Consider the following 22,087-nt stretch of genomic DNA (forward strand, 5'->3'; position numbering starts at 1 on the left):
CAGAGTGGCAAAAATCAACAATTACCTTTAACACAGTTTGTAATTTAAGTGACGATGCCATGAAGGGTGCCTGACACCAAATTTGTGTCAGGCACCCTTCCTTTCGGCACCGTTTATTTAATCACTAGGTTTGGTTTTTTCTTTAAGCTGTGACGGCCTTCGACGAAGCGGACGGTGCCTGATTTGGCACGCATGACGATCGAATGTGTTGAGCCGTATGAGCCTTTGAATTGAACACCGCGTAGTAATTCGCCGTCTGTTACCCCTGTTGCAGCAAAAATGGCGTCATCGCCTTTTACCAGGTCTTCCATCCGGAGGACACGATTGACATCGAGGCCCATTTTGATACAGCGCTCTAGCTCCACATCACTTTGCGGCAGCAATTTTCCTATGATTTCGCCGCCAAGGCATTTTAACGCCACCGCGGAAAGAACGCCTTCAGGGGCACCGCCAGAACCAAAGAGAATATCGACGCCGGTATTGTCAAACGCAGTATTAATCGCACCTGCGACGTCTCCATCATTAATCAATTTAATTCGTGCGCCAGCCTCACGAAGCTGGGCGATGATATGCTCATGACGCGGGCGATTTAAGACCGTCGCCACAACATCCTCAATATCTTTATTTTTCGCTTTCGCAACAGCTTTTAGGTTATCAAGAACAGACGCATTGATATCGATATGGCCGACCGCTTCTGGGCCAACTGCGATTTTTTCCATATACATATCGGGAGCATGGAGAAGATTTCCGTGATCGGCAACCGCCAGAACCGCTAAAGCATTCCAGCCGCCTGATGCTAATATATTAGTGCCTTCGAGTGGGTCAACAGCAACGTCAACGCGCGGACCATAGCCTGTACCCAGTTTTTCGCCAATATAAAGCATCGGTGCTTCATCCATTTCCCCTTCACCGATTACCACAGTTCCCTTCATTGGCACGGTGTCAAACACATCACGCATTGCCGAAGTAGCTGCACCGTCGGCCTCATCTTTTTTCCCACGGCCCATCCAACGGGCTGAAGCAAGTGCAGCAGCTTCTGTGACACGGACAAGCTCCATCGTTAAACTTCTTTCCATCGTCTCCATCTCCCTTAAGTCTCTTTAGCTGTCTTTTCAACTTCAGTAGCTTATGGTCAACGCCTAAGCTTTATCTATGTGTCTAGCACCAGCGCCTAGCGACTAGTGTCCAGGCGCTTCCGCTTTTCTAAGTGTTTTTCATCTGTTCGACTTCTTCTTTGGTTAACTCTTCCCGCCAAACTGTGGCACCGAGGCCGTTTAGTTTCCCGACGAGGTCGCTGTAGCCGCGGTCAATGTGTTCAAGTCCGGTGACTTCGGTAATTCCTTCCGCCATTAGTCCGGCAATGAACAGTGCGGCACCTGCCCTGAGGTCACTTGCCTTTACTTTCGCTCCCTGCAATTGCACTGGACCATTGATGATGGCAGAACGCCCTTCAACTTTAATGTTGGCGTTCATTCTTCGCAATTCATCAATATGTTTGAAACGGGCACCGTAAATCGTGTCTGTTACAACACTTGAGCCGGTCGCTCTTGTCAAAAGGGTAGTAAATGGCTGCTGAAGGTCGGTCGGGAATCCTGGATAGACGAGTGTCTTAATATCGACGGCCTTCAACTTCGACGACCCATCAACAAACACTTGGTCATCGCCAGATTCAACACGGACACCCATTTCACGTAATTTAGCAATCAATGATTCTAAATGCTGCGGAATGACGTTGTCGATGAGTACGCCTTCGCCAACCGCGGCACCCAAAATCATATACGTGCCAGCTTCAATCCGGTCTGGAATAATTGTGTGACGGCAGCCATGAAGCGCTTCCACACCATCGATACGAATGACATCCGTACCAGCCCCTTTTATCTTTGCACCCATACTTGTTAACAATGTCGCTACATCAATGATTTCCGGCTCTTTTGCGGCATTTTCAATGACTGTCCGCCCTTTGGCGCGAACCGCTGCCAGCATGATATTAATCGTTGCACCCACACTAACCACATCAAGGTAAATACGGGCGCCGCGAAGCTCGTCCGCTCGTAAGTAAATCGCACCTTGTTCATTGGTAATTTGAGCTCCGAGTGCTTCGAAACCTTTGATATGCTGATCAATTGGTCTTGGACCTAAATAGCATCCGCCAGGCAGGCCAATGACCGCCTTTTTAAAACGGCCGAGCATAGCACCCATTAAGTAATAAGAAGCACGGAGCTTTTTTACTTTCCCGTTTGGCAGGGGCATGGAAATCATGGTCGATGGGTCAACCGTCATCTCGTTATCAGAAAGCTGAACGTTACCGCCGATTTCTTCAAGGAGGTCCTTCAAGATTTCAACGTCTGAAATGTCCGGCAATCCTTCAATTGTCACTGGTGATTCCGCTAGAATGGTTGCAGGAATTAACGCAACGGCACTATTTTTCGCCCCGCTGATCCGAACCGTTCCCTTTAACGGATAGCCACCCGCAATTTTAAGTTTTTCCATATTCGACTCCCTTCTAAGCCCTGTAAGTCAATCGGTACAATTGCTTATTACGAAATGAGGCTCTAGGTATATTTTTCCATCATTAAAAGTCAAAATCCGACAACTTGTCTATCCTTTAGTTTACACCAAATTTTTATTTTCATGTATGGCAATTAAAAAAATTTGCACGAAATGGGAATAATTATGCTTCTGTACGGGAATTCCAATCTTTTAAGAAGCCTTCAATCCCTTTATCTGTTAATGGATGATGAAATAATCCCATTAATACTTTGTATGGAATGGTTGCAATATGAGCGCCTCGTAACGCTGCTTCTGTGACGTGAATTGGATTACGAATGGAGGCTGCAATGATTTCTGATTCAATGCCATGCACGTTGAAGATGTCTGAAATAGTTGAAATTAGGTCTAAACCGTTTTGGCCAATATCATCTAATCTGCCTAGAAATGGAGAAACATAGGTTGCCCCAGCTCTTGCCGCAAGTAAGGCCTGGTTCGCACTAAAAATGAGGGTTACGTTTGTTTTGATTCCTTCTTGTGAAAAAGCATGAGTCGCTTTTAACCCATCTGGAGTCATCGGAACTTTAACGGTAATATTCGGAGCGATTGCTGCAAGTTCTCTGCCTTCTCTAATCATGCCTTCTGCATCAAGTGCAATAACTTCTGCACTAACAGAACCAGGGACAAGTGCAGTAATTTCTCTTAAGCGGTCATGAAAAGAAACACCTTTTTCTCTAGCAACCAATGATGGATTAGTAGTTACACCTGCTAGTAATCCAAGGTCATGGGCTTCGCGGATCTCGTCCAAATTAGCTGTATCAATAAAGAATTTCATAGTTAATCCCTCCATTTTTCCGACTAAATACTCAAATTTCTTTTTACAGACTGAAACCGCCCTAAAAGTACGAGGACGGTTTACATTTTATCATATTCTGGAACAAATATGAAATGTGGTTAGACATTTACCATTGTTCGATTAAGCTTTACCTGAAGAACCGAATTCGCGAATTTTGCCAATAACTGTTGTTTTGATTGCTTCGCGTGCTGGTCCTAAATATTTACGTGGATCGTATTCCTCTGTTAACGCAGCTAACGTTTCACGTACTGCTTTTGCAGATGCGATTTGGTTTTCAGTGTTTACGTTGATTTTTGCTGTTCCAAGAGAAACAGATTTTTGGATATCTTTTAATGGGATACCAGTTCCGCCGTGAAGGACTAATGGAAGGCCAGTAATGTTTCCGATTTCTTCCATTTCAGCAAAACCAAGGTTTGGTTCACCTTTGTAAGGACCATGAACAGAACCTAAAGCAGGTGCAAGACAGTCGATACCTGTGCGTTTTACTAATTCTTCACATTCTTTAGGATCTGCGTAGATAACGCCATCAGCAACAACGTCGTCTTCCTGACCGCCAACAGTTCCTAATTCTGCTTCAACAGACACACCTTTTGAATGTGCATATTCAACTACTTTTGAAGTAATTTCAATGTTTTCTTCAAATGGGTGGTGGGAAGCATCGATCATAACAGATGTAAAACCTGCATCAATCGCTTCTTTACACTTATCAAAGCTTGAACCGTGGTCAAGGTGAATTGCTACAGGAACGGTAATTTTCAAATCTTCCATTAAGCCTTCAACCATTTTTACAACTGTTTTAAAGCCGGACATATAACGAGCTGCCCCTTCAGAAACACCAAGAATTACAGGTGAATTCTCAGCTTGAGCAGCTTGAAGAATCGCTTGTGTAAATTCTAAGTTATTTAAGTTAAATTGCCCAACCGCATAGCCTTCAGCTTTGGCTTTAATGAGCATTTCTTTCATGGAAACTAATGGCATTTCTATTCCTCCTTAAATTAGGCAGATATCTTTTCAATTTGGTCTTCCATATTAAGGTTTTCCCTCAATTTTACGGATTATGTATTCCTTGAAAAAGATAAACAACCAGTAAAAAGTTCATATGTATCATATCAAACCAGGGGTCGAAATGCCATTAATTTAACGCAGTTTTGTAAACTGTCATAATGAAAGCGTGCCCATTTTTACTGTAAGCACTTTCTTTATATTTCAAGCCAAAAAATGAAATTTAATTCATTTTTTGGGGAATGTGTTTCCTGACAGCTGCTCGAATATCATCGATATCAAACGGCTTAGCAAAATGAGTAATGGCACCAAGATCCTTGGCTTCTTGAATCATATCAAGTTCACCATAAGCTGTCATAATAATGACGCGGATATCTGGGTCGATTACCTTCATTCGTTTTAAAATTTCAATTCCATCCATTCCAGGGATTTTCATATCCAATAGGACAAGGTCGGGGTCATGTTTTGTCACAATTTCAAGGGCCTGAATGCCATTGGCTGCCTGATATGTTTGATACCCCTCTTTTTGAAACACTTCATTTAGTAAAATTCTAATGCCAAACTGATCATCAACGATTAAAATTTTCTCTTTCATAACTCCACCTCTTCCTTGTTTACTTGATGCTTTTTTATTATCCCAATTATATATCATTTGTTATATTTCTCTATTAGGAAATAATCTCCTGCAAATTTTCTTAGATTTTGTTATTATTTTTGCAATATCGAAAAAATGCCTATAATAAAAGGGTGAAAAGGAGGGTTTTTTATGTTGAAAATGTTTACTACCCAATTAACCGGCTTGTTTAAGCGGCTTGAGGAAAAGGAAGAATACTCGTTTGAAGACGGAGCACGTTTGCTTGCCCAGGCACCAGTTGGTGATGGGTCTATATATATTTTTACTACGAAGGAAATGAAAGCGGTCGAGTTCGAAGCTTTAGATGGGGAGGAACCGTTTAAGGGCGTGAAGATATTAGAGGAGATGGAGGAATTAACGGATTCCGATCGTGTATTGATGTTCACGCGATATTCTAGTGATGCTGCAGCGCTTAAGATGGCAGAGCAGCTTCACAAAAAAGGAATTCCATTTGTCACGGTGGCGACTGCTATTCCTGGGGGTGAACAATTGCAGGAATTAGCCGATCTCCTGATTGATTTGCGGCTGACCAAAGGATTGCTCCCGGATGATGAGGGAAATCGGTATGGATATCCTTCTTCGATGGCAGCTTTATTCGTTTATTACGGCTTGAAATTTACCATTGATGAGATTTTGGCAGAATATGAAGAGTAAAAGCGGGTTTAGTACCCGTTTTTTTATTGCCCTCTAATATTTCCCGGGGGGTAAAGTTGGGATTGTTCGACTTTCAGGAGCTTTTGTGCAATTATGGGACCCTTTTGTACATTTTTCATAAGGTTTTGTACAAGTTTTCCATACTTTTGTACAATTTTTTAGTGATTTTGTATAATTAGACAATATTTGGAAAAACGAGTGCCTAACACCAAAAAAAAGGACCAGAAAACTGGTCCTGAGTGCTAGCTTATTTTTGCAAAGAGGCTTTAATAAAGTCACGGAACAATGGCTGTGGACGATTTGGTCTTGAGACAAATTCCGGATGAAACTGTGATGCCACGAACCACGGATGGTCCTTCAACTCTACAATTTCCACTAAGCGGCCGTCTGGGCTAGTCCCTGAGAAAATAAAGCCTGCTGCTTCCATGTCTTGACGGAAATGATTGTTAAACTCATAGCGGTGACGATGACGCTCATAAACAACCTCATCCTCATACGCTTCAAACGCCTTCGTACCCTCAACAATACGAGCTGGATATAGACCTAGACGCAATGTGCCGCCCAAATCCTCCACATCTTTCTGTTCAGGAAGCAAATCAATGATTGGATAAGCTGTTTCCGGTACAAACTCGGCGGAATGCGCCCCTTCCAAGCCAAGGACATTACGGGCAAATTCAATCGTTGCCAGCTGCATTCCTAAACAAATGCCAAGGAACGGCTTCTTCTGCTCACGAGCATAACGAGTCGCTTCGATTTTCCCTTCAATCCCACGGTCACCAAAGCCGCCTGGAACAAGAACTCCATCCACATCATCTAAAAGTTCCGCTACATTTTCACGGGTCACATCTTCTGAATTAATCCATTTGATTTCCACATCGGCATCAAACGCATAACCTGCATGTTTCATTGCCTCAACCACAGAAATATAGGCATCTTGAAGTTCCACGTATTTTCCGACAAGACCAATGCGTGTCTTGCTGGAAAGATGGGTTACACGGTCTACGAGTGCTTTCCACTCGGTCATATCCGCTTCTTTCACCGATAATTTCAAATGGTCACAAACGATTTGATCCATGTTTTGCTCTTGAAGGGCAAGTGGAATCGAATACAGCGTGTCTGCGTCCATACATTCAATAACTGCTTTTGAGTCAATGTCACAGAACAAGGCAATTTTATCCTTCATGTCTTGAGAAACCGGCATTTCCGTACGCACAACAATTATGTTTGGCTGAATTCCTAGGCTGCGCAGTTCTTTCACACTGTGCTGGGTCGGCTTAGTTTTCATTTCGCCTGCTGCCTTGATATACGGAATTAATGTACAGTGAATGTACATTACATTTTCGGAACCGATATCGCTCTTGATTTGGCGAATCGCTTCAAGGAATGGAAGGGATTCAATGTCCCCTACTGTTCCGCCGATTTCCGTAATCACGACATCAGCATTTGTTTCTTTTCCGGCACGGAAGCAGCGTTCCTTAATTTCATTGGTGATATGCGGAATAACCTGAACAGTTGCCCCTAAATAATCACCACGGCGCTCTTTACGTAAAACCGTTGAATAAATTTTTCCGGTTGTTACGTTTGAATACTTGTTTAAGTTGATGTCGATAAAACGCTCATAGTGGCCTAAGTCCAAATCGGTTTCAGCGCCATCTCCTGTTACGAACACTTCACCGTGCTGATAAGGACTCATCGTTCCCGGGTCAACGTTAATGTATGGGTCGAATTTTTGAATGGTTACATTCACGCCCCGATTTTTCAATAAACGGCCTAATGAAGCTGCCGTAATTCCTTTTCCTAGTGATGACACCACACCACCAGTTACAAAAATATATTTTGTCATAAATATTTCCCCCTCTTATACAGTTTGTACATTATTCAGTTTGTTTAAGGGTTTTTGTAAAAAAATATTTTCCTTACGCCCGAAAAAAATGAAAAAACTCCGTGAAACATGAGTTTTTTGAACAATAAAAAACGCCCGCCTACTTGTGGTAGGGAGCGTATTATAAGTAACTAATGTATCGTCCTCTTTTTAAGGAGCCCAAAAAAGATATTACAAGGGCGTGAAAAAAAAGTCAAGTGGATTAATCTTCTTCGACTTCTTCCTCATCATCAAATTCTTCTTCTTCATCCTCAAGGTCATCGTCAAGATCGTCTTCTTCATCCAATTCAATGTCAAGATCATCTTCGATGGCATCATCATCGTCATCAAGGTCAAGATCATCATCTTCATCTAGATCCAGATCATCATCATCATCATCAAGAAGATCATCTTCATCGTCAAAGTCATCAAAGTCATCTTCAATCTCATCAACTTCATCGAAATCTTCGAGATCGTCTTCATCGACAACCTTCTTCGCCTTCTTCTTCTTCGGTTTCACGACTGCAACCACTTCTTCTTCAGCTGTATCGACTGGATACCAGACACGAAGTCCCCAGCGGTTACTTCCTAATGAAAGGAAACGGCCATCCACGTTAATGTCGGTGTAAAATTGAGCAAGTCTGGTACGAACTTCATCATCAGAGATTCCTGATGCTTTTTTAATTTCTTCTACTAGTTCATTAAAGGCAATCGGCTGCTTACTATTTTTCAAGTATTCATAAGCCATTTCCATAAGGGAAAACTCTTGTAATTCCTCTTTTGAGTATTGTGCTAAACTCAATATCGGCACTTCCTTTCTCTATTTAACACTCTTAAATGAGTGAATAACGGACTATCGTAATAATAAAATATGAGAACTGTCTAGCTGCAGCGCCTTATCAAGGCACATCCGCTTTTCTCTCAATTTTTGCATATTCTTCATTATAAACAAATTCTTCCGGTTTATGCTAGTGCTAGTGAGTTGTTTGACCCTGAATTTTTATGGACGAGGTTTTTTGTCATCATTTTTCTCTGCCTTCTTCTGCTTTTTCAACTCTTTCAGTGAAATCACTAGAAAGAAGATTGCTAGCAGCAAGAAGGAAACTGCGCCCAACTGACGCTGATAAAGATAATTTAATGGCCAGGCAAACACAATTAAAATGAGTAAAATATAACCAAACTTCATTCGCTCCACCTGCCCAAATTCCACTAAGTATGTACGCTAAATAGATTATATTAGATAACCGCACATAATAATATCTCATAAAACAAGTTTTATTACAAAAATTGGTGTCAGGCACCTTGTGAATACTTCACATGGTGCCTGACACCCTATAGTAAAACACGTTACATATTCCGGCGATATTGCCCGCCCACTTCATAGAGAGCACGGGTGATTTGGCCGAGGCTTGCGACTTTGACGGTTTCCATTAACTCAGCAAAGATGTTGCCATTTTTGACGGCAGCTTCTTTCAAACGTCCTAACGCTTCTCCCGCCACTGTAGCATGGCTTTCCTGGAAGGCACGCAGATTTTGAATCTGCAGTTCTTTCTCTTCGTACGATGCCCGTGCTATTTCCATATTATTGACGTCTTCCTCTGACGGAGGATTTGGGTTCAAATACGTATTAACACCGATAATCGGTAATTCACCGGTATGCTTTTTCATTTCATAATACATCGATTCATCCTGAATTTTGCCGCGCTGATACTGGGTTTCCATTGATCCAAGTACACCGCCGCGGTCATTCAAGCGCTCAAACTCTTGCAGTACCGCTTCTTCAACGAGATCCGTTAACTCCTCCACGATAAACGAGCCTTGGAGTGGATTTTCATTTTTAGACAAGCCATGCTCTTTCGTGATAATCATCTGAATCGCCATGGCGCGGCGCACAGATTCCTCGGTTGGCGTTGTAATCGCCTCATCATAAGCGTTCGTATGGAGAGAATTACAGTTATCCTGCAGGGCCATTAACGCCTGCAGTGTTGTCCGAATATCATTAAAGTCAATTTCCTGCGCATGCAGTGAACGACCAGACGTCTGAACATGGTATTTCAATTTTTGGCTCCGCTCGTTTGCTCCATACTTATCACGCATCACCGTCGCCCAAATACGACGGGCCACCCGGCCAATTACGGTATACTCCGGATCCAGGCCATTCGAGAAGAAGAAGGACAAATTCGGTGCAAAATCATCAATCTTCATGCCGCGACTCAAATAGTACTCTACATACGTAAACCCATTCGACAAAGTAAAGGCCAGCTGTGAAATTGGATTCGCGCCCGCTTCGGCAATATGATAGCCCGAAATTGAGACTGAATAGTAGTTGCGCACTTGATGGTCAATGAAATATTGCTGAATATCACCCATCATCCGCAGCGCAAATTCCGTTGAAAAGATACATGTATTTTGACCTTGGTCTTCTTTTAAAATATCAGCCTGCACTGTGCCGCGCACTGTCCGCAGTGTATAGGCTCGAACTTCTGCGAATTCCTCTACCGTTAACACCCGGCCAAGCTCCGCTTCCTTCCGCTGCACCTGCTGATCAATCGCTGTATTCATAAACATCGCTAGAATAATTGGTGCTGGACCGTTAATTGTCATCGACACCGATGTTGACGGATGACATAAATCAAAGCCGTCATACAACTTTTTCATATCATCTAAGGTACAAACACTGACGCCGCTTTCGCCGACTTTCCCGAAAATATCCGGGCGGTGATCCGGGTCTTCACCATATAGCGTCACCGAGTCAAACGCCGTACTTAAGCGTTTCGCATCATCATCCTTCGATAAATAGTGGAAGCGGCGGTTCGTGCGTTCCGGCGTCCCTTCACCTGCAAACTGGCGTTTCGGATCCTCACCTTCGCGCTTGAACGGAAATACCCCTGCCGTATACGGGAACGAGCCTGGGACATTTTCCTGATAAACCCAGCGGAGGATTTCCCCGTAATCCTTATACTTTGGCAGCACCACTTTTGGAATATCGAGCCCTGATAAGCTTTTCGATTTTAACACTGTAATAATCTCTTTATCACGGATTCTCGTCACGAACTTGTCGCCGGAATAAGCTTCCCGCGTTTTTGCCCAGCCATCAAGAATTTTCCTAGACTCTGGCGTCAGTTTCGCCTCTGTCTCTTGCTTAACCGCTTCTAACGCTGCAATTACTGCCGAATCCCTGACCGCTTCAATCGCCCCTTCTAACTGGAATAACTTCCGGGCAATCCCAGCCTGTTCTTCCGCTTTCCGGTGATAGCCGCGCACGGTTTCGGAAATTTCCCGTAAATAATAACGGCGGTCGGTTGGGATAATTACATTCTGTTTTTCAACTAAGGCATCTTTAGTAAAATTGCTCACCCAGCCTGTGCCCATTTTATCGTTAATTTTTTCAATCAGCGCTGCAAACAATCCATTTGTACCCGGGTCATTAAACTGGCTTGCAATGGTTCCATACACCGGCATGTCATCGATATCTTTTTCAAACAGCATATGGCTGCGCTGGTACTGCTTTTGCACCTGGCGCTTCGCATCCTCCGAGCCCTTACGCTCAAACTTATTGATAACAATTAGGTCAGCAAAATCGATCATATCAATCTTCTCAAGCTGTGACGGCGCCCCAAACTCACTCGTCATCACATATAAAGAAACATCGCAAATTTCGGTGATTCCCGCATCGCCCTGACCAATTCCGCTTGTCTCGACAATTACAAGGTCAAAGCCAGCAGCCTTCGTAACGGCAACCGCATCCTTAATTGCCAGCGAAAGTTCACTTTTCGAATGCCGCGTCGCAAGCGAGCGCATGTACACATTCGGTGAAAAAATCGCATTCATGCGGATTCGGTCCCCAAGCAGGGCACCGCCCGTCTTTTGCTTCGTCGGGTCAACCGATAGAATCGCTACCTTTTTATCCGGCAGTTCATTAATAAAGCGGCGAATCAATTCATCGGTTAATGAACTTTTTCCGGCACCGCCCGTCCCTGTAATTCCAACGACCGGAATCTCTTTCTCAAGCGACTTTACTTGATCGAGCACTCGCTCAGCGGTCGCTGCCGCTTCATTCTTTCCATCGACATGAAGCTCCGCAATCGTGATCAGCTTCGCCACCGCATTCACATCCCCGCTCGGCAGCTTCTCAATTTGATTCGCTACATCGACAGGGACAGTCGAAAAATCACACTCCTCGAGCATCCGATCGATCATGCCCTGAAGCCCCAACTTGCGGCCATCCTCAGGGGAGAAAATCCACGAAATCCCGTACTCATGGAGTTCATCGATTTCGCGCGGGATAATCACCCCGCCGCCGCCGCCAAAAATACGGATATTCGGCGCACCCTTCTCTTTCAACAAATCATACATATATTTGAAGTACTCGACATGACCGCCTTGATAGGAAGAAATTGCAATTCCCTGCACATCCTCCTGAATGGCCGCGTTCACAACCTCCTCAACCGAGCGGTTATGGCCAAGATGAATGACCTCCGCCCCGCTCGCCTGCAGAATCCGCCTCATAATATTGATGGAAGCATCATGCCCGTCAAACAAGCTCGAAGCTGTGACAAAGCGAATATGATGCTTCGGCTGATAATTCCCCATCGTTCTCCCCCTTTTTTTATAAAAATGAACTCCATTCACTGTTCAACATTACGACCTAGCTTGTGTTGACGAATGAATTCCGTGAAATAATTGCTCCGTTTGCAGTTCAATATATTCATCTAGTGTATATAATTTTTGGAGGGCCCAGCGCCGGAACGCCCACATTTGTCCCTCGACAATAATGTTATGGGAAATCAGTTCGATCTGTTTTGCCGATAACTCCAGTTCGCCGTTTTCGACACAGCGGACAATCAGGCTCTCAAACATCGCCGCCATTTCGATTTCTTTTTTCAGTACATAGGGAAGGGCATCCTTCGTCAGCGATTTGGCTTCTTGATACATGACCAGCACTTCATCCTGCATCTCATCCATTACCCGGAAATAATGTCCGATCCCTAGCTTCAGACTTGCCAGGGTGCCTTTTTTCTGTTCAAGGTCCTGCTCGAGGCGCTCGCTCACATGTTCATAAATGCTGTCACAGACGAGATACAGGACATCTTCCTTCGAGCGGATGTATTCGTAAAGGGTCCCAATACTGAATCCTGCAGCTTTGGCGATTTCCCTCGTCGTCGTCCGGTGAAAGCCTTTTTCCTTAAAAAGGCTGACAGCCCCTTTAATCATTTGGTCCCGCCGTTTCTGAACAAGACGTTCATCCTTTACAGAAGCCAGTACTTCTCGTTTTTTTATCATGTTCTAACCCGCCTTACTTCGTGATCATCCGCGAGATCACTAGTCGTTGAATTTCTTGTGTGCCTTCATAAATTTGAGTAATTTTCGCATCGCGCATGAAGCGCTCAACTGGATAATCCTTTGTATAGCCATAGCCGCCAAAGACCTGAACAGCCTCAGTTGTCACCTTCATCGCGGTATCGCCCGCAAATAACTTCGACATCGCCGACTCCTTGCCGTACGGCAGGCCTTGCGACTCGAGCCATGCGGCTTGATAGGTTAATAGTCGGGAAGCCTCAATCCCTGTGGCCATATCTGCAAGTTTGAAGGCAATCCCTTGATTTGCGACGATTGGTTTACCGAATTGCTGACGTTCCTTGGCATAGTCCGCGGCTGCGTCAAGCGCACCTTGAGCAATCCCCACAGCTTGAGCAGCAATACCGTTGCGGCCGCCATCAAGGGTCATCATCGCAATTTTAAAGCCTTCACCTTCTTCACCAAGGCGATTAGCAACAGGTACCTTGCAATCTTCAAAAATAATTTCGGTGGTCGGTGAGGATCGGATTCCGAGTTTCTTTTCTTTTTTCCCAACCGAGAAGCCTGGGAAGTCGCTCTCGATAATAAATGCGGTTGTTCCTTTTTGTCTGCTTGACGGGTCGGTTAACGCAAACACGACATAAATGTCCGCTACCCCACCATTAGTAATGAAAATCTTCGAGCCATTTAGGACATAATGATCACCTTCGAGACGGGCAGTCGTTCTCATTCCGCCGGCATCCGAACCGCTGCCTGGCTCTGTTAAGCCGTATGCACCAATTTTCATCCCTTCTGCCATCGGGCGAAGGTAGGTTTGCTTTTGCTCCTCACTGCCAAATTTATAAATCGGCCAGCCCGCTAGAGAAGTATGGGCTGAGAGCATAACACCTGTTGATGCGTCAACGCGGGAAAGCTCTTCTACTGCGATACAGTAAGCAAGATAGTCACTGCCAATGCCCCCGTACTCTTCAGGCCAAGGAATCCCGGTTAAACCCAGCTCCGCCATTTTGTCAAATATCTCGCGGTCAAAGCGTTCTTCCTCATCGCGCTCCGCTGCTGATGGGGCCACTTCATTCCGGGCAAAATCACGAACCATTTTCCGAATCATTTCATGTTCTTCAGAGAGTTTAAAGTTCATTTCAAGTCCTCCTAGTGGATATGTTTAAGGCTGTTTTCGCATAAAGAGCCATATTTATAAATGCTTACTAATCACAATTCGTTGAATTTCACTTGTGCCTTCATAAATTTCTGTAATTTTTGCATCACGGAAATAGCGTTCGACCGGATAATCTTCGGTGTAGCCGTAGCCGCCAAAGACTTGAATGGCTTCAGTGGTCACTTCGACCGCTGTTTTAGTTGCGAACAATTTCGCCATTGATGCCTCCAACGTACATTTTTTGCCGTGGGTCCGTAAATACGCCGCACGATAAACTAATAGTTTCGCCGCTTCCACACTGGTCGCCATGTCAGCTAACTTAAAGCCAATCCCTTGTTGAGCGGCAATTGGCTTGCCAAATTGCTGGCGGTCTCCAGCATAGGCGGTTGCGGCTGACAGTGCGGCCTCAGCAATCCCAAGTGCCTGGGTCGCAATCCCAATGCGGCCGACATCAAGGTTGGCCATCGCAATCTTAAAGCCTTCTCCCTCAGCACCCAGCAGGTTTTCTGCCGGAACATGCATATCTTCGAAGGTGAGTTGGACGGTTCTTGAACCGTGCAAGCCCATTTTCTTTTCATCCTTGCCGACGATAAACCCAGGGGTATTTTTTTCAACAATGAATGCGGAAATTCCCTTGCTGCCAAGTTCAGGATTTGTTTTTGCAAAAACAATATAAACATCCGCCTCACCGCCGTTCGTTATGAACACCTTCGAGCCGTTGATGACGTAATGATCGCCCTTCTTGACGGCACGGGACTTTAAGCTGGCGGCATCCGAACCGGAACTCGGCTCCGTTAAGCAAAACGCACCGAGGTACTCCCCTGAAGCCAGCTTCGGCACGTATTTTTCTTTCTGCTGGTCGGTTCCAAAATAAAGGATCGGGTTTGTGCAGACAGAGGTATGGACAGAAAGAATCACCCCAATGGTTGCACTTACCTTGGAAAGCTCATGGATCGCTAAAATATAAGAAGTGAAGTCCATCGCCGCACCGCCGTATTTTTCAGGGACGGGAATCCCCATTAAGCCAAGCGCGCCCATTTTGCGGAGGATTTCGCGTGGAAATTCCCCTCTTTCCATATTCTCAATAAATGGGACAATTTCGCTGGTAGCAAAATCGCGGACCATTTTTCGCATCATTTCTTGTTCTTCGGTGAATGTAAGATTCATGGTGGTCTCCCCTTTGGAGGAATGCACTATCGTGGTACTCATCATTATCACGACCCCTTTTTCGAAGAAATGCTGTGTTTATTCGTACGTATAAAAACCGCGCCCTGATTTCTTGCCAAGCCAGCCTGCTTTCACATATTTGCGAAGGAGCGGACAAGGACGGTATTTGTCATCGCCAAAGCCTTGGTGAAGCGTTTCCATAATATACAGACACGTATCCAAGCCGATAAAATCAGCCAAGGTTAACGGTCCCATCGGATGGTTCATGCCAAGTTTCATCACTTCATCAATGGCTTCCTTCGTGGCCACACCCTCATAAAGCGTATAAATCGCTTCATTGATCATTGGCATCAGAATGCGATTGGAAACAAACCCTGGGAAGTCATTGACTTCAACCGGAACCTTGCTTAAGGTTTTTGTCATATCTTCAATCACTTGGTAGACTTCATCAGATGTTGCAAGACCGCGAATGATTTCAACAAGCTTCATGACCGGAACCGGGTTCATGAAGTGCATACCGATCACTTTTTCCGGACGTTTGGTAGCCGCAGCAATTTCAGTGATAGGCAAGGATGATGTATTGCTCGCAAGGATCGCGTGTTCAGGAGTAATTTCATCAAGTTGGGCAAAGATGTTGGTTTTAATGTCCATGTTTTCAACCGCTGCTTCGATGACGAGGTCGACGTCACGGGCATCATTTAAATCGGTGGATACGGTTATGTTGCTGAGAATTTCTTGTTTTTGCTCATCTGTGAGGCGCCCTTTATCAACGTTCCGTGTAAGTATTTTATTGATTCCGGCTAGGCCGCGTTCCACAAACTCCTGTTTTAAATCATTAAGTACGACCTTGTACCCTGCCTGTGCACAAACTTGAGCAATCCCGGAGCCCATTTGTCCGGCACCAATGACCATTAGCTTTGAAATCTTCATTCAATCGCCTCCAAGAAGGCCGGAAATGAGTCCGGCCTAGAATTTTTTATTTGGTATCTACTAATCTAAAAAACTATTATCCGCGCGGAACCTCGATCATCACCGCATCACCCTGGCCGCCGCCGCTGCAAATCGCAGCAATTCCAATTCCGCCGCCGCGGCGCTTTAATTCATGCATTAATGTGAGAATAATGCGTGCCCCGCTCGCACCGATCGGATGACCGTAGGCGACCGCACCGCCATTGACATTGATCTTTTCTGGATCCAAGCCGGCAATTTTTCCGCTGACTAACGCCACCGCCGCAAAGGCTTCATTAATTTCAAATAAATCGACTTCGTCTACTGTTTTGCCTGTTTTTCGTAACAGCTCATTAATCACAAGTCCCGGTGTTTTCGGGAAATCCTTTGCTTCGACAGCTATCGCCGCATGACCAACAATCACTGCTTCAGCAACACGGCCTTCACGGGCCGCACGTTCTTCACTCATTAACACGAGGGCTGCCGCACCGTCATTGACACCTGGTGCATTTCCAGCAGTAATGGTTCCCGTTGAATTAAATACCGGTGCTAATTTAGCCAAACGCTCTAGCGACGTATCTTTTCGTGGTGCTTCATCTGTCGCCACCACGACCGGAGCTCCTTTGCGTTGTGGAACCTCTACCGTGACAATTTCTTCCGCCAATTTTCCGCTCTCAATCGCCGCAATCGCACGCACATGACTTCTAAGTGCCCACTCATCCTGTGCCTCACGGCTGATTTCCATATCTTTGGCCGCTTCATTTCCGTAAGTCCCCATGTGAACACCAGTGAAGCTGCATGTTAAACCATCATGAATCATTAAATCCTTCACTTGTGCGTCTCCCATGCGGAAGCCCCAGCGTGCTTTTGGGAGTACATATGGGGCGTTACTCATCGATTCCATCCCGCCTGCCACGATCACTTCCTCATCGCCAGCGCGGATGATTTGATCGGCTAACGTGACACTGCGCATCCCGGACGCACATACTTTATTAATCGTTTCTGTTTTCACTTCCCATGGCAGTCCCGCATGCTGCGCCGCCTGGCGTGATGGGATCTGTCCTTGTCCTCCTTGTAAGACCGTTCCAAGAATGACTTCCTCGACCTCTTCTGGCTTCACGCCCGCACGAACTAATGCCTCTTTTACCGCGATTCCCCCTAACTGTGAAGCAGTAAAGCTGCTCAAACCTCCTCCTAATTTTCCAAAAGGTGTTCTAACCCCGCTTAAAATAACCGTTCTTCCCATCTTACACACACTCCCCTATTCATAATATTCAGATTAACTTTCATAAAAAGATAGATCCGGTGACTGAACGCTCGCTCAGATACAAGCCAAAAAAGAAACGCAGCCCTCTGCTTTTAAAATGGTAATGTAAGCGTTTTATTTATATTTATATTTTACATAAAAAAGCGTAGAAGTTGAAATGTTTTATACGTAATTTTAAAAATTTTACGAATTAAATAAACAAATCAACTTCTACACTCCATTAAAACCTACGCGACTTCTCCACAAATGGCCTTTTCAAGTAGTTCTGCTACATCGTATGTTGATACCTTTTCTTCGACCTCTTTGGCCTTTGTTCCATCCGAGAGCATTGTTAAACAGTACGGACAGCCGGAGCTAATGACCGACGGATTCACAGCAAGTGCCTGTTCGGTTCGTGCCACGTTAATGCGGTGTCCGGTTTCTTCTTCCATCCACATCAAGCCGCCGCCTGCACCACAGCACATCGCTTTCTCTCTGTTCCGCTCCATTTCAAGGAGTTTCACGCCTGGAATCGATTTTAGAATCTCGCGCGGTGCATCATAGACATCATTGTAGCGCCCTAAATAACAGGAATCATGGAAAGTAATTGTCTCATTTACCGCATGTTTCGGTACGAGCTTCCCATCACGAACCAGCTCATAAAGGACCTCAGTATGATGGAACACCTCGACATCTGTTAAGCCGAAGTCAGGATATTCATTTTTGAAAATATTATAAGCATGCGGATCAATCGTCACGATTTTCTTGACTTCCGCTTTTTCAAACTCCTCAATATTTTTCGCAGCCAGCTCTTGGAACAAGAATTCATTGCCGAGACGGCGCGGTGTATCGCCAGAGTTCTTCTCTTTATTTCCGAGGATGGCAAATTTGATACCAGCTTCATTGAGCAGTTTCGCAAACGATAAGGCAATCTTTTGGCTGCGGTTATCGTAAGAGCCCATTGCCCCTACCCAGAAGAGGTATTCAAATTCCTCGCCTGCTTTATTCATTTCCTTCACGGTTGGTACATGAACATCCTCGCGGGCTTCACGCCATGTTTCACGTTCTTTTCTGTTCAAGCCCCACGGATTGCCTTGGCGTTCGATATTGGTCATCGCACGCTGTGCATCGGCGTCCAATTTCCCTTCAGTTAACACTAAATAACGGCGTAGATCGATAATTTTATCGACGTGCTCGTTCATGACTGGGCATTGATCCTCACAATTTCGGCAGGTCGTACAAGCCCAAATTTCTTCCTCGGTAATCACATCGCCAATTAAACTTGGACTATAGACAGCAGAAGCGGCAGATTCTTTTGCTCCTTGGCCTGCTGACGCAAGGGCCAGCTGATTCCCCGTCGTATTCCCAAAGGCAAAAGTTGGCACCCACGGCTGTTTCGAGGTAACAACGGCACCATGATTGGTTAAATGATCCCGCAGTTTAACGATTAAGTCCATGGGTGACAGCATTTTCCCTGTCCCCGTAGCCGGACACATATTCGTGCAGCGGCCGCACTCCACGCAAGCATAAAAATCGATCATTTGGTGCTGCGTGAAATCTTCTAATTTTCCTACCCCAAACGATTCTTGGGTTTCATCTTCAAAATCAACCTTTTTCAATTTTCCTGGTTTATCTAAACGGTTAAAATATACATTCGCAGGTCCCGCAATTAAGTGCGCATGCTTGGATTGCGGTACGTACACTAAGAAGGTTAACAAGAATAATAAGTGCGCCCACCAGGCAATGTAGAAGATTACAATGGAGGCAGTTTCACCAATTCCTGAAAAAATAACGGAAATCAACGATGCGATCGGCTCAGTCCATGACGTCTCCTCACCATGCCAGACGAGACTCATCCCATTGCCTAATAACACAGAGAGCATTAAGCCGCCAATGAAAATAAGAACTAGACCTGATTTAAAGTTGCGCTTCAAGCGGACTAATTTTTCGACATACCGGCGGTAAAAGGCCCAGATGACTGCCACTAAAATCATCAATGTAACGAGCTCTTGGAAAAAAGTAAACCCTGCATAAAGCGGTCCAAGCGGAAGGTGTGCCCCCGGTTTAATTCCTTTGATAATAAAATCAATGGCGCCAAATTGGACGAGGATAAAGCCATAGAAGAACATGACGTGCATGATCCCGCTTTTTTTATCCTTGAGCAATTTCTTTTGGCCGAACACATTGACCCAAATTTTGCGGAGTCGCTCTTTGACATTGTCATCGAACTCAACCTTTTTCCCGAGTTTAATAAATTCGATCCGGGTCTTGACCACATACACGAACAGGCTGATTGCGTAAGCGGTTACAATAAGAAATGCAATCAAATTAACCCAAAGTAATCCATTCATAGTTATGCCCCTTTCCTTGTTATCCACTGAGACAACTTTGAAAATAATTAATTTTCAGAATCTATACTTAACTCTATTATATTATGAATGAGCGTTCAGTCAAATGAATTTTTGTAAAGTTGTGTAAACTTATAGAAAAGGGCGCTTTCGGAAAAACTAACGAAACTGATTGGAGGAAAGAATCCTGATGAATGTGGCACTCATGTTGGGCGTATTCCTATTTTTCATCATTATATGGCTCGTTTTGGATTTTCAGTTAGGTCGAAAGAAGCATCTTTCCATTGTCAGTAGAAGAGAAACAGCCATTATTCATGGTGACATTGATATTTTTACGCACGGAAAAAAGTTGTTTGCGGACTATTTTCATGAACTGCGGAATGCAGAAAAGCATATTCATGTGCTCTTTTATATTGTCAAAAACGATGCAATCAGTCAGGAATTTATCTCTATTTTAAAAGAAAAAGCCCGTGCTGGGGTGGAAGTTCGGCTGCTCATCGACCGGCTCGGCAGCTGGAAGGTAAAAAAAACAGTGATTCAGTCGCTCCGGGAGGCGGGTGTTCGCTTTGCTTTTAGCAATCATATTAAGCTTCCCTTTCTGTTTTATTCTTCTCAGGTAAGGAATCACCGCAAGATTACGATTATAGACGGGAAAATTGGCTATCTTGGCGGATTTAATATCGGCAAGGAATATATCGATGAAGAGCCTTCCTTGGGGATTTGGCGGGATTACCATTTGAAAATAACCGGTAGGAGCGTTAATTTTTTGCAAACGGAGTTTTTGATCGATTGGCATGAATACGCCGGCGAGGATATCATGGATCATCCGGCCTATTTCCCAGTCATGACTGATGGTCAGGTCCGGCACCGATTTGTTCCGACAGAGGCTCAGCAGCTAGAACAGAATTATCTTACGCTCATTCACCAAGCCGACAACTCCATCATTATTGGTTCGCCCTATTTTATCCCCTGTCAAAAAATCTTAGCTGCGTTACTAGCTGCCTTAAAACGGGGGGTTCATCTCTCAGTAATTGTTCCCTATACCGCTGACCATGCGCTTGTCCAAGAGGGCTCGTTTCCCTATTTGCGTAAACTGATTCGAGCAGGTGCGGATGTTTTTCAATATAAAAAAGGTTTTTACCATGCGAAGACACTCGTGATTGATGACAAAATCTGCGATATCGGCACGGCTAATTTTGATAACAGAAGTATGTATCTAAACAAGGAAATCAATTGTTATATTTATGATCCGGCCTTTATTCAACGCTTGATGGAGATTTTAAAAAAGGATATTGAGGACTCTGTGCCGCTGACATTAGCTATCCTTAACAAACCGAACCCAATTCGCTCGATGAAAGAAGGCATCGCAGCTGCAATCTCTTACTTTTTATAAACCATTATTGTCCACGGATGGTGTCAGGCACCATAATTAAGAACAATTAAAAAAGCACCCAAGGAGTTATTGTTATGAAGATTCGGTTTGGTTATGTTTCACATGCGATTAGTTTGTGGGATGCTTCGCCGGCGAAGACGCTGACGTTTACTCGGTATCAGCAGCTAAGCCCTGAAGAGCGTGTGGAAAAGCTGCTTGAGGTGACGAAGCAGAATTTGAATCATACCCTGCGTATGCTCTACTACAATCTTGCTCACGAACTTGAACTCTATAGAATGTCTAGTTCGATTGTCCCACTCGCGACCCATCCGGAGGTGAACTGGGACTTTGTGACTCCTTTTCGCACGGAGTGGCTAGAGATTGGCAAGCTGGTGAAAAAAAAGAAATTAAGGGTCAGCTTCCACCCGAATCAATTCACCTTGTTCACCTCACCGCAAACAAAAATTACAAAAAACGCCGTGGTCGATATGCGTTACCATTATCGTATGTTTGAAGCGATGGGGCTTGAGCAAGAAGGGCTGATTAATATCCATATCGGTGGCGCCTATGGTGATAAACAAAAAACTCTACCGCGATTTCATCAAAATTTAACGACACTGCCCTCGCCCATTAAACAGGTAATGACATTGGAAAATGACGATAAAACGTACAACGCTGAAGAAACGCTATCAGCCTGTGAAAAGGAATCAATCCCGTTTTTGTTTGACTATCATCACCATATGGCCAACTTGTCCGAGGCAGCGCTCGAGGAACTGCTGCCGCGGATTTTCCGAACTTGGGAGCATAGGCCGCATCTCATTCCGAAAGTTCATATTTCCTCTCCTAAAAACGAGAAAGAATTCCGTTCCCATGCTGATTTTGTAGATCCGGAATTTATCATGCCGTTTTTGAAAATGGTGCGCGAAATCGGGATTGATATTGATTTCATGATTGAGGCCAAAGCAAAGGATCAAGCTGCATTGAAATTAATTGAAGATCTGAGCAAGCTTAGGGGTTATAAGCGGATTAGCGGCGGTGCGGTGGAGATTAAATAAATA

At 44.6% G+C, this 22,087-nt stretch carries 18 protein-coding genes; 3 read left to right on the plus strand and 15 right to left on the minus strand.

Features of this window, described 5'->3' with window-relative positions:
- Nucleotides 1-113: 113 nt before the first annotated feature.
- The 5 genes from glpX to QNH17_RS29015 all read right to left on the minus strand — a co-directional run bounded on the left by glpX (nt 114) and on the right by QNH17_RS29015 (nt 4,940).
- A complete protein-coding gene (gene glpX, locus QNH17_RS28995; protein ID WP_283876739.1) occupies nt 114-1,076 on the minus strand; it encodes a class II fructose-bisphosphatase in 963 nt (320 codons plus the stop codon).
- A gap of 127 nt (nt 1,077-1,203) precedes the next feature.
- Nucleotides 1,204-2,490, minus strand: coding sequence for a UDP-N-acetylglucosamine 1-carboxyvinyltransferase (locus QNH17_RS29000; RefSeq protein WP_283876740.1), 1,287 nt, complete (start codon nt 2,488-2,490; stop codon nt 1,204-1,206).
- 181 nt (nt 2,491-2,671) lie between these two features.
- Nucleotides 2,672-3,322 carry a fructose-6-phosphate aldolase gene (gene fsa / locus QNH17_RS29005; protein ID WP_283876741.1) on the minus strand — a complete coding sequence of 217 codons (651 nt, stop codon included), beginning with the start codon at nt 3,320-3,322 and terminating at the stop codon, nt 2,672-2,674.
- Between the two features lie 141 nt (nt 3,323-3,463).
- Complete coding sequence (locus QNH17_RS29010; protein ID WP_283876742.1) at nt 3,464-4,321, minus strand: class II fructose-bisphosphate aldolase; 858 nt, start codon at nt 4,319-4,321, stop codon at nt 3,464-3,466.
- Between the two features lie 247 nt (nt 4,322-4,568).
- Nucleotides 4,569-4,940, minus strand: coding sequence for a response regulator (locus QNH17_RS29015; protein ID WP_026568193.1), 372 nt, complete (start codon nt 4,938-4,940; stop codon nt 4,569-4,571).
- 171 nt (nt 4,941-5,111) lie between these two features.
- On the opposite strand from QNH17_RS29015, the gene QNH17_RS29020 reads away from it, so the two are divergent.
- On the plus strand, nt 5,112-5,633 hold the full coding sequence (locus tag QNH17_RS29020; RefSeq protein ID WP_283876743.1) for a DUF2529 domain-containing protein: 522 nt from the start codon (nt 5,112-5,114) through the stop codon (nt 5,631-5,633).
- Between the two features lie 247 nt (nt 5,634-5,880).
- On the opposite strand, the gene QNH17_RS29025 is transcribed toward QNH17_RS29020, so the two are convergent.
- The 10 genes from QNH17_RS29025 to QNH17_RS29070 form a co-directional block, all read right to left on the minus strand.
- Nucleotides 5,881-7,476: a CTP synthase gene (locus QNH17_RS29025; protein WP_283876744.1), complete on the minus strand. Its 1,596-nt coding sequence runs from the start codon at nt 7,474-7,476 to the stop codon at nt 5,881-5,883.
- Between the two features lie 241 nt (nt 7,477-7,717).
- Nucleotides 7,718-8,296, minus strand: coding sequence for a DNA-directed RNA polymerase subunit delta (rpoE, locus tag QNH17_RS29030; RefSeq protein ID WP_283876745.1), 579 nt, complete (start codon nt 8,294-8,296; stop codon nt 7,718-7,720).
- 198 nt (nt 8,297-8,494) lie between these two features.
- Entirely contained in the window at nt 8,495-8,680 is a 186-nt protein-coding gene (locus QNH17_RS29035) for a hypothetical protein (RefSeq protein WP_283876746.1), read from the minus strand.
- 161 nt (nt 8,681-8,841) lie between these two features.
- Complete coding sequence (gene icmF / locus QNH17_RS29040) at nt 8,842-12,087, minus strand: fused isobutyryl-CoA mutase/GTPase IcmF (protein WP_283876747.1); 3,246 nt, start codon at nt 12,085-12,087, stop codon at nt 8,842-8,844.
- A 48-nt stretch (nt 12,088-12,135) separates the two neighbouring features.
- A complete protein-coding gene (locus tag QNH17_RS29045; RefSeq protein WP_283879625.1) occupies nt 12,136-12,774 on the minus strand; it encodes a TetR/AcrR family transcriptional regulator in 639 nt (212 codons plus the stop codon).
- A 16-nt stretch (nt 12,775-12,790) separates the two neighbouring features.
- The gene (locus QNH17_RS29050; RefSeq protein WP_283876748.1) at nt 12,791-13,930 is read right to left on the minus strand and encodes an acyl-CoA dehydrogenase; all 1,140 of its coding nucleotides are present in this window, start codon (nt 13,928-13,930) and stop codon (nt 12,791-12,793) included.
- A 54-nt stretch (nt 13,931-13,984) separates the two neighbouring features.
- Nucleotides 13,985-15,115, minus strand: coding sequence for an acyl-CoA dehydrogenase (locus QNH17_RS29055; protein ID WP_283876749.1), 1,131 nt, complete (start codon nt 15,113-15,115; stop codon nt 13,985-13,987).
- Nucleotides 15,116-15,193: 78 nt separating this feature from the next.
- The gene (locus tag QNH17_RS29060) at nt 15,194-16,045 is read right to left on the minus strand and encodes a 3-hydroxybutyryl-CoA dehydrogenase (RefSeq protein WP_283876750.1); all 852 of its coding nucleotides are present in this window, start codon (nt 16,043-16,045) and stop codon (nt 15,194-15,196) included.
- A gap of 76 nt (nt 16,046-16,121) precedes the next feature.
- Nucleotides 16,122-17,309, minus strand: coding sequence for an acetyl-CoA C-acetyltransferase (locus QNH17_RS29065; protein WP_283876751.1), 1,188 nt, complete (start codon nt 17,307-17,309; stop codon nt 16,122-16,124).
- Nucleotides 17,310-17,557: 248 nt separating this feature from the next.
- A complete protein-coding gene (locus QNH17_RS29070; RefSeq protein WP_283876752.1) occupies nt 17,558-19,660 on the minus strand; it encodes a 4Fe-4S dicluster domain-containing protein in 2,103 nt (700 codons plus the stop codon).
- Nucleotides 19,661-19,847: 187 nt separating this feature from the next.
- On the opposite strand from QNH17_RS29070, the gene cls reads away from it, so the two are divergent.
- Together cls and uvsE are read left to right on the plus strand one after the other, a co-directional pair.
- Complete coding sequence (gene cls, locus QNH17_RS29075) at nt 19,848-21,050, plus strand: cardiolipin synthase (protein ID WP_283876753.1); 1,203 nt, start codon at nt 19,848-19,850, stop codon at nt 21,048-21,050.
- 74 nt (nt 21,051-21,124) lie between these two features.
- A complete protein-coding gene (uvsE, locus tag QNH17_RS29080; RefSeq protein ID WP_283876754.1) occupies nt 21,125-22,084 on the plus strand; it encodes a UV DNA damage repair endonuclease UvsE in 960 nt (319 codons plus the stop codon).
- Nucleotides 22,085-22,087: the final 3 nt, after the last annotated feature.

Origin of the sequence: Neobacillus sp. SuZ13 (genome assembly GCF_030123365.1) — a bacterium.
In the GTDB taxonomy this organism is placed as follows: Bacteria; Bacillota; Bacilli; order Bacillales; family Cytobacillaceae; genus Neobacillus.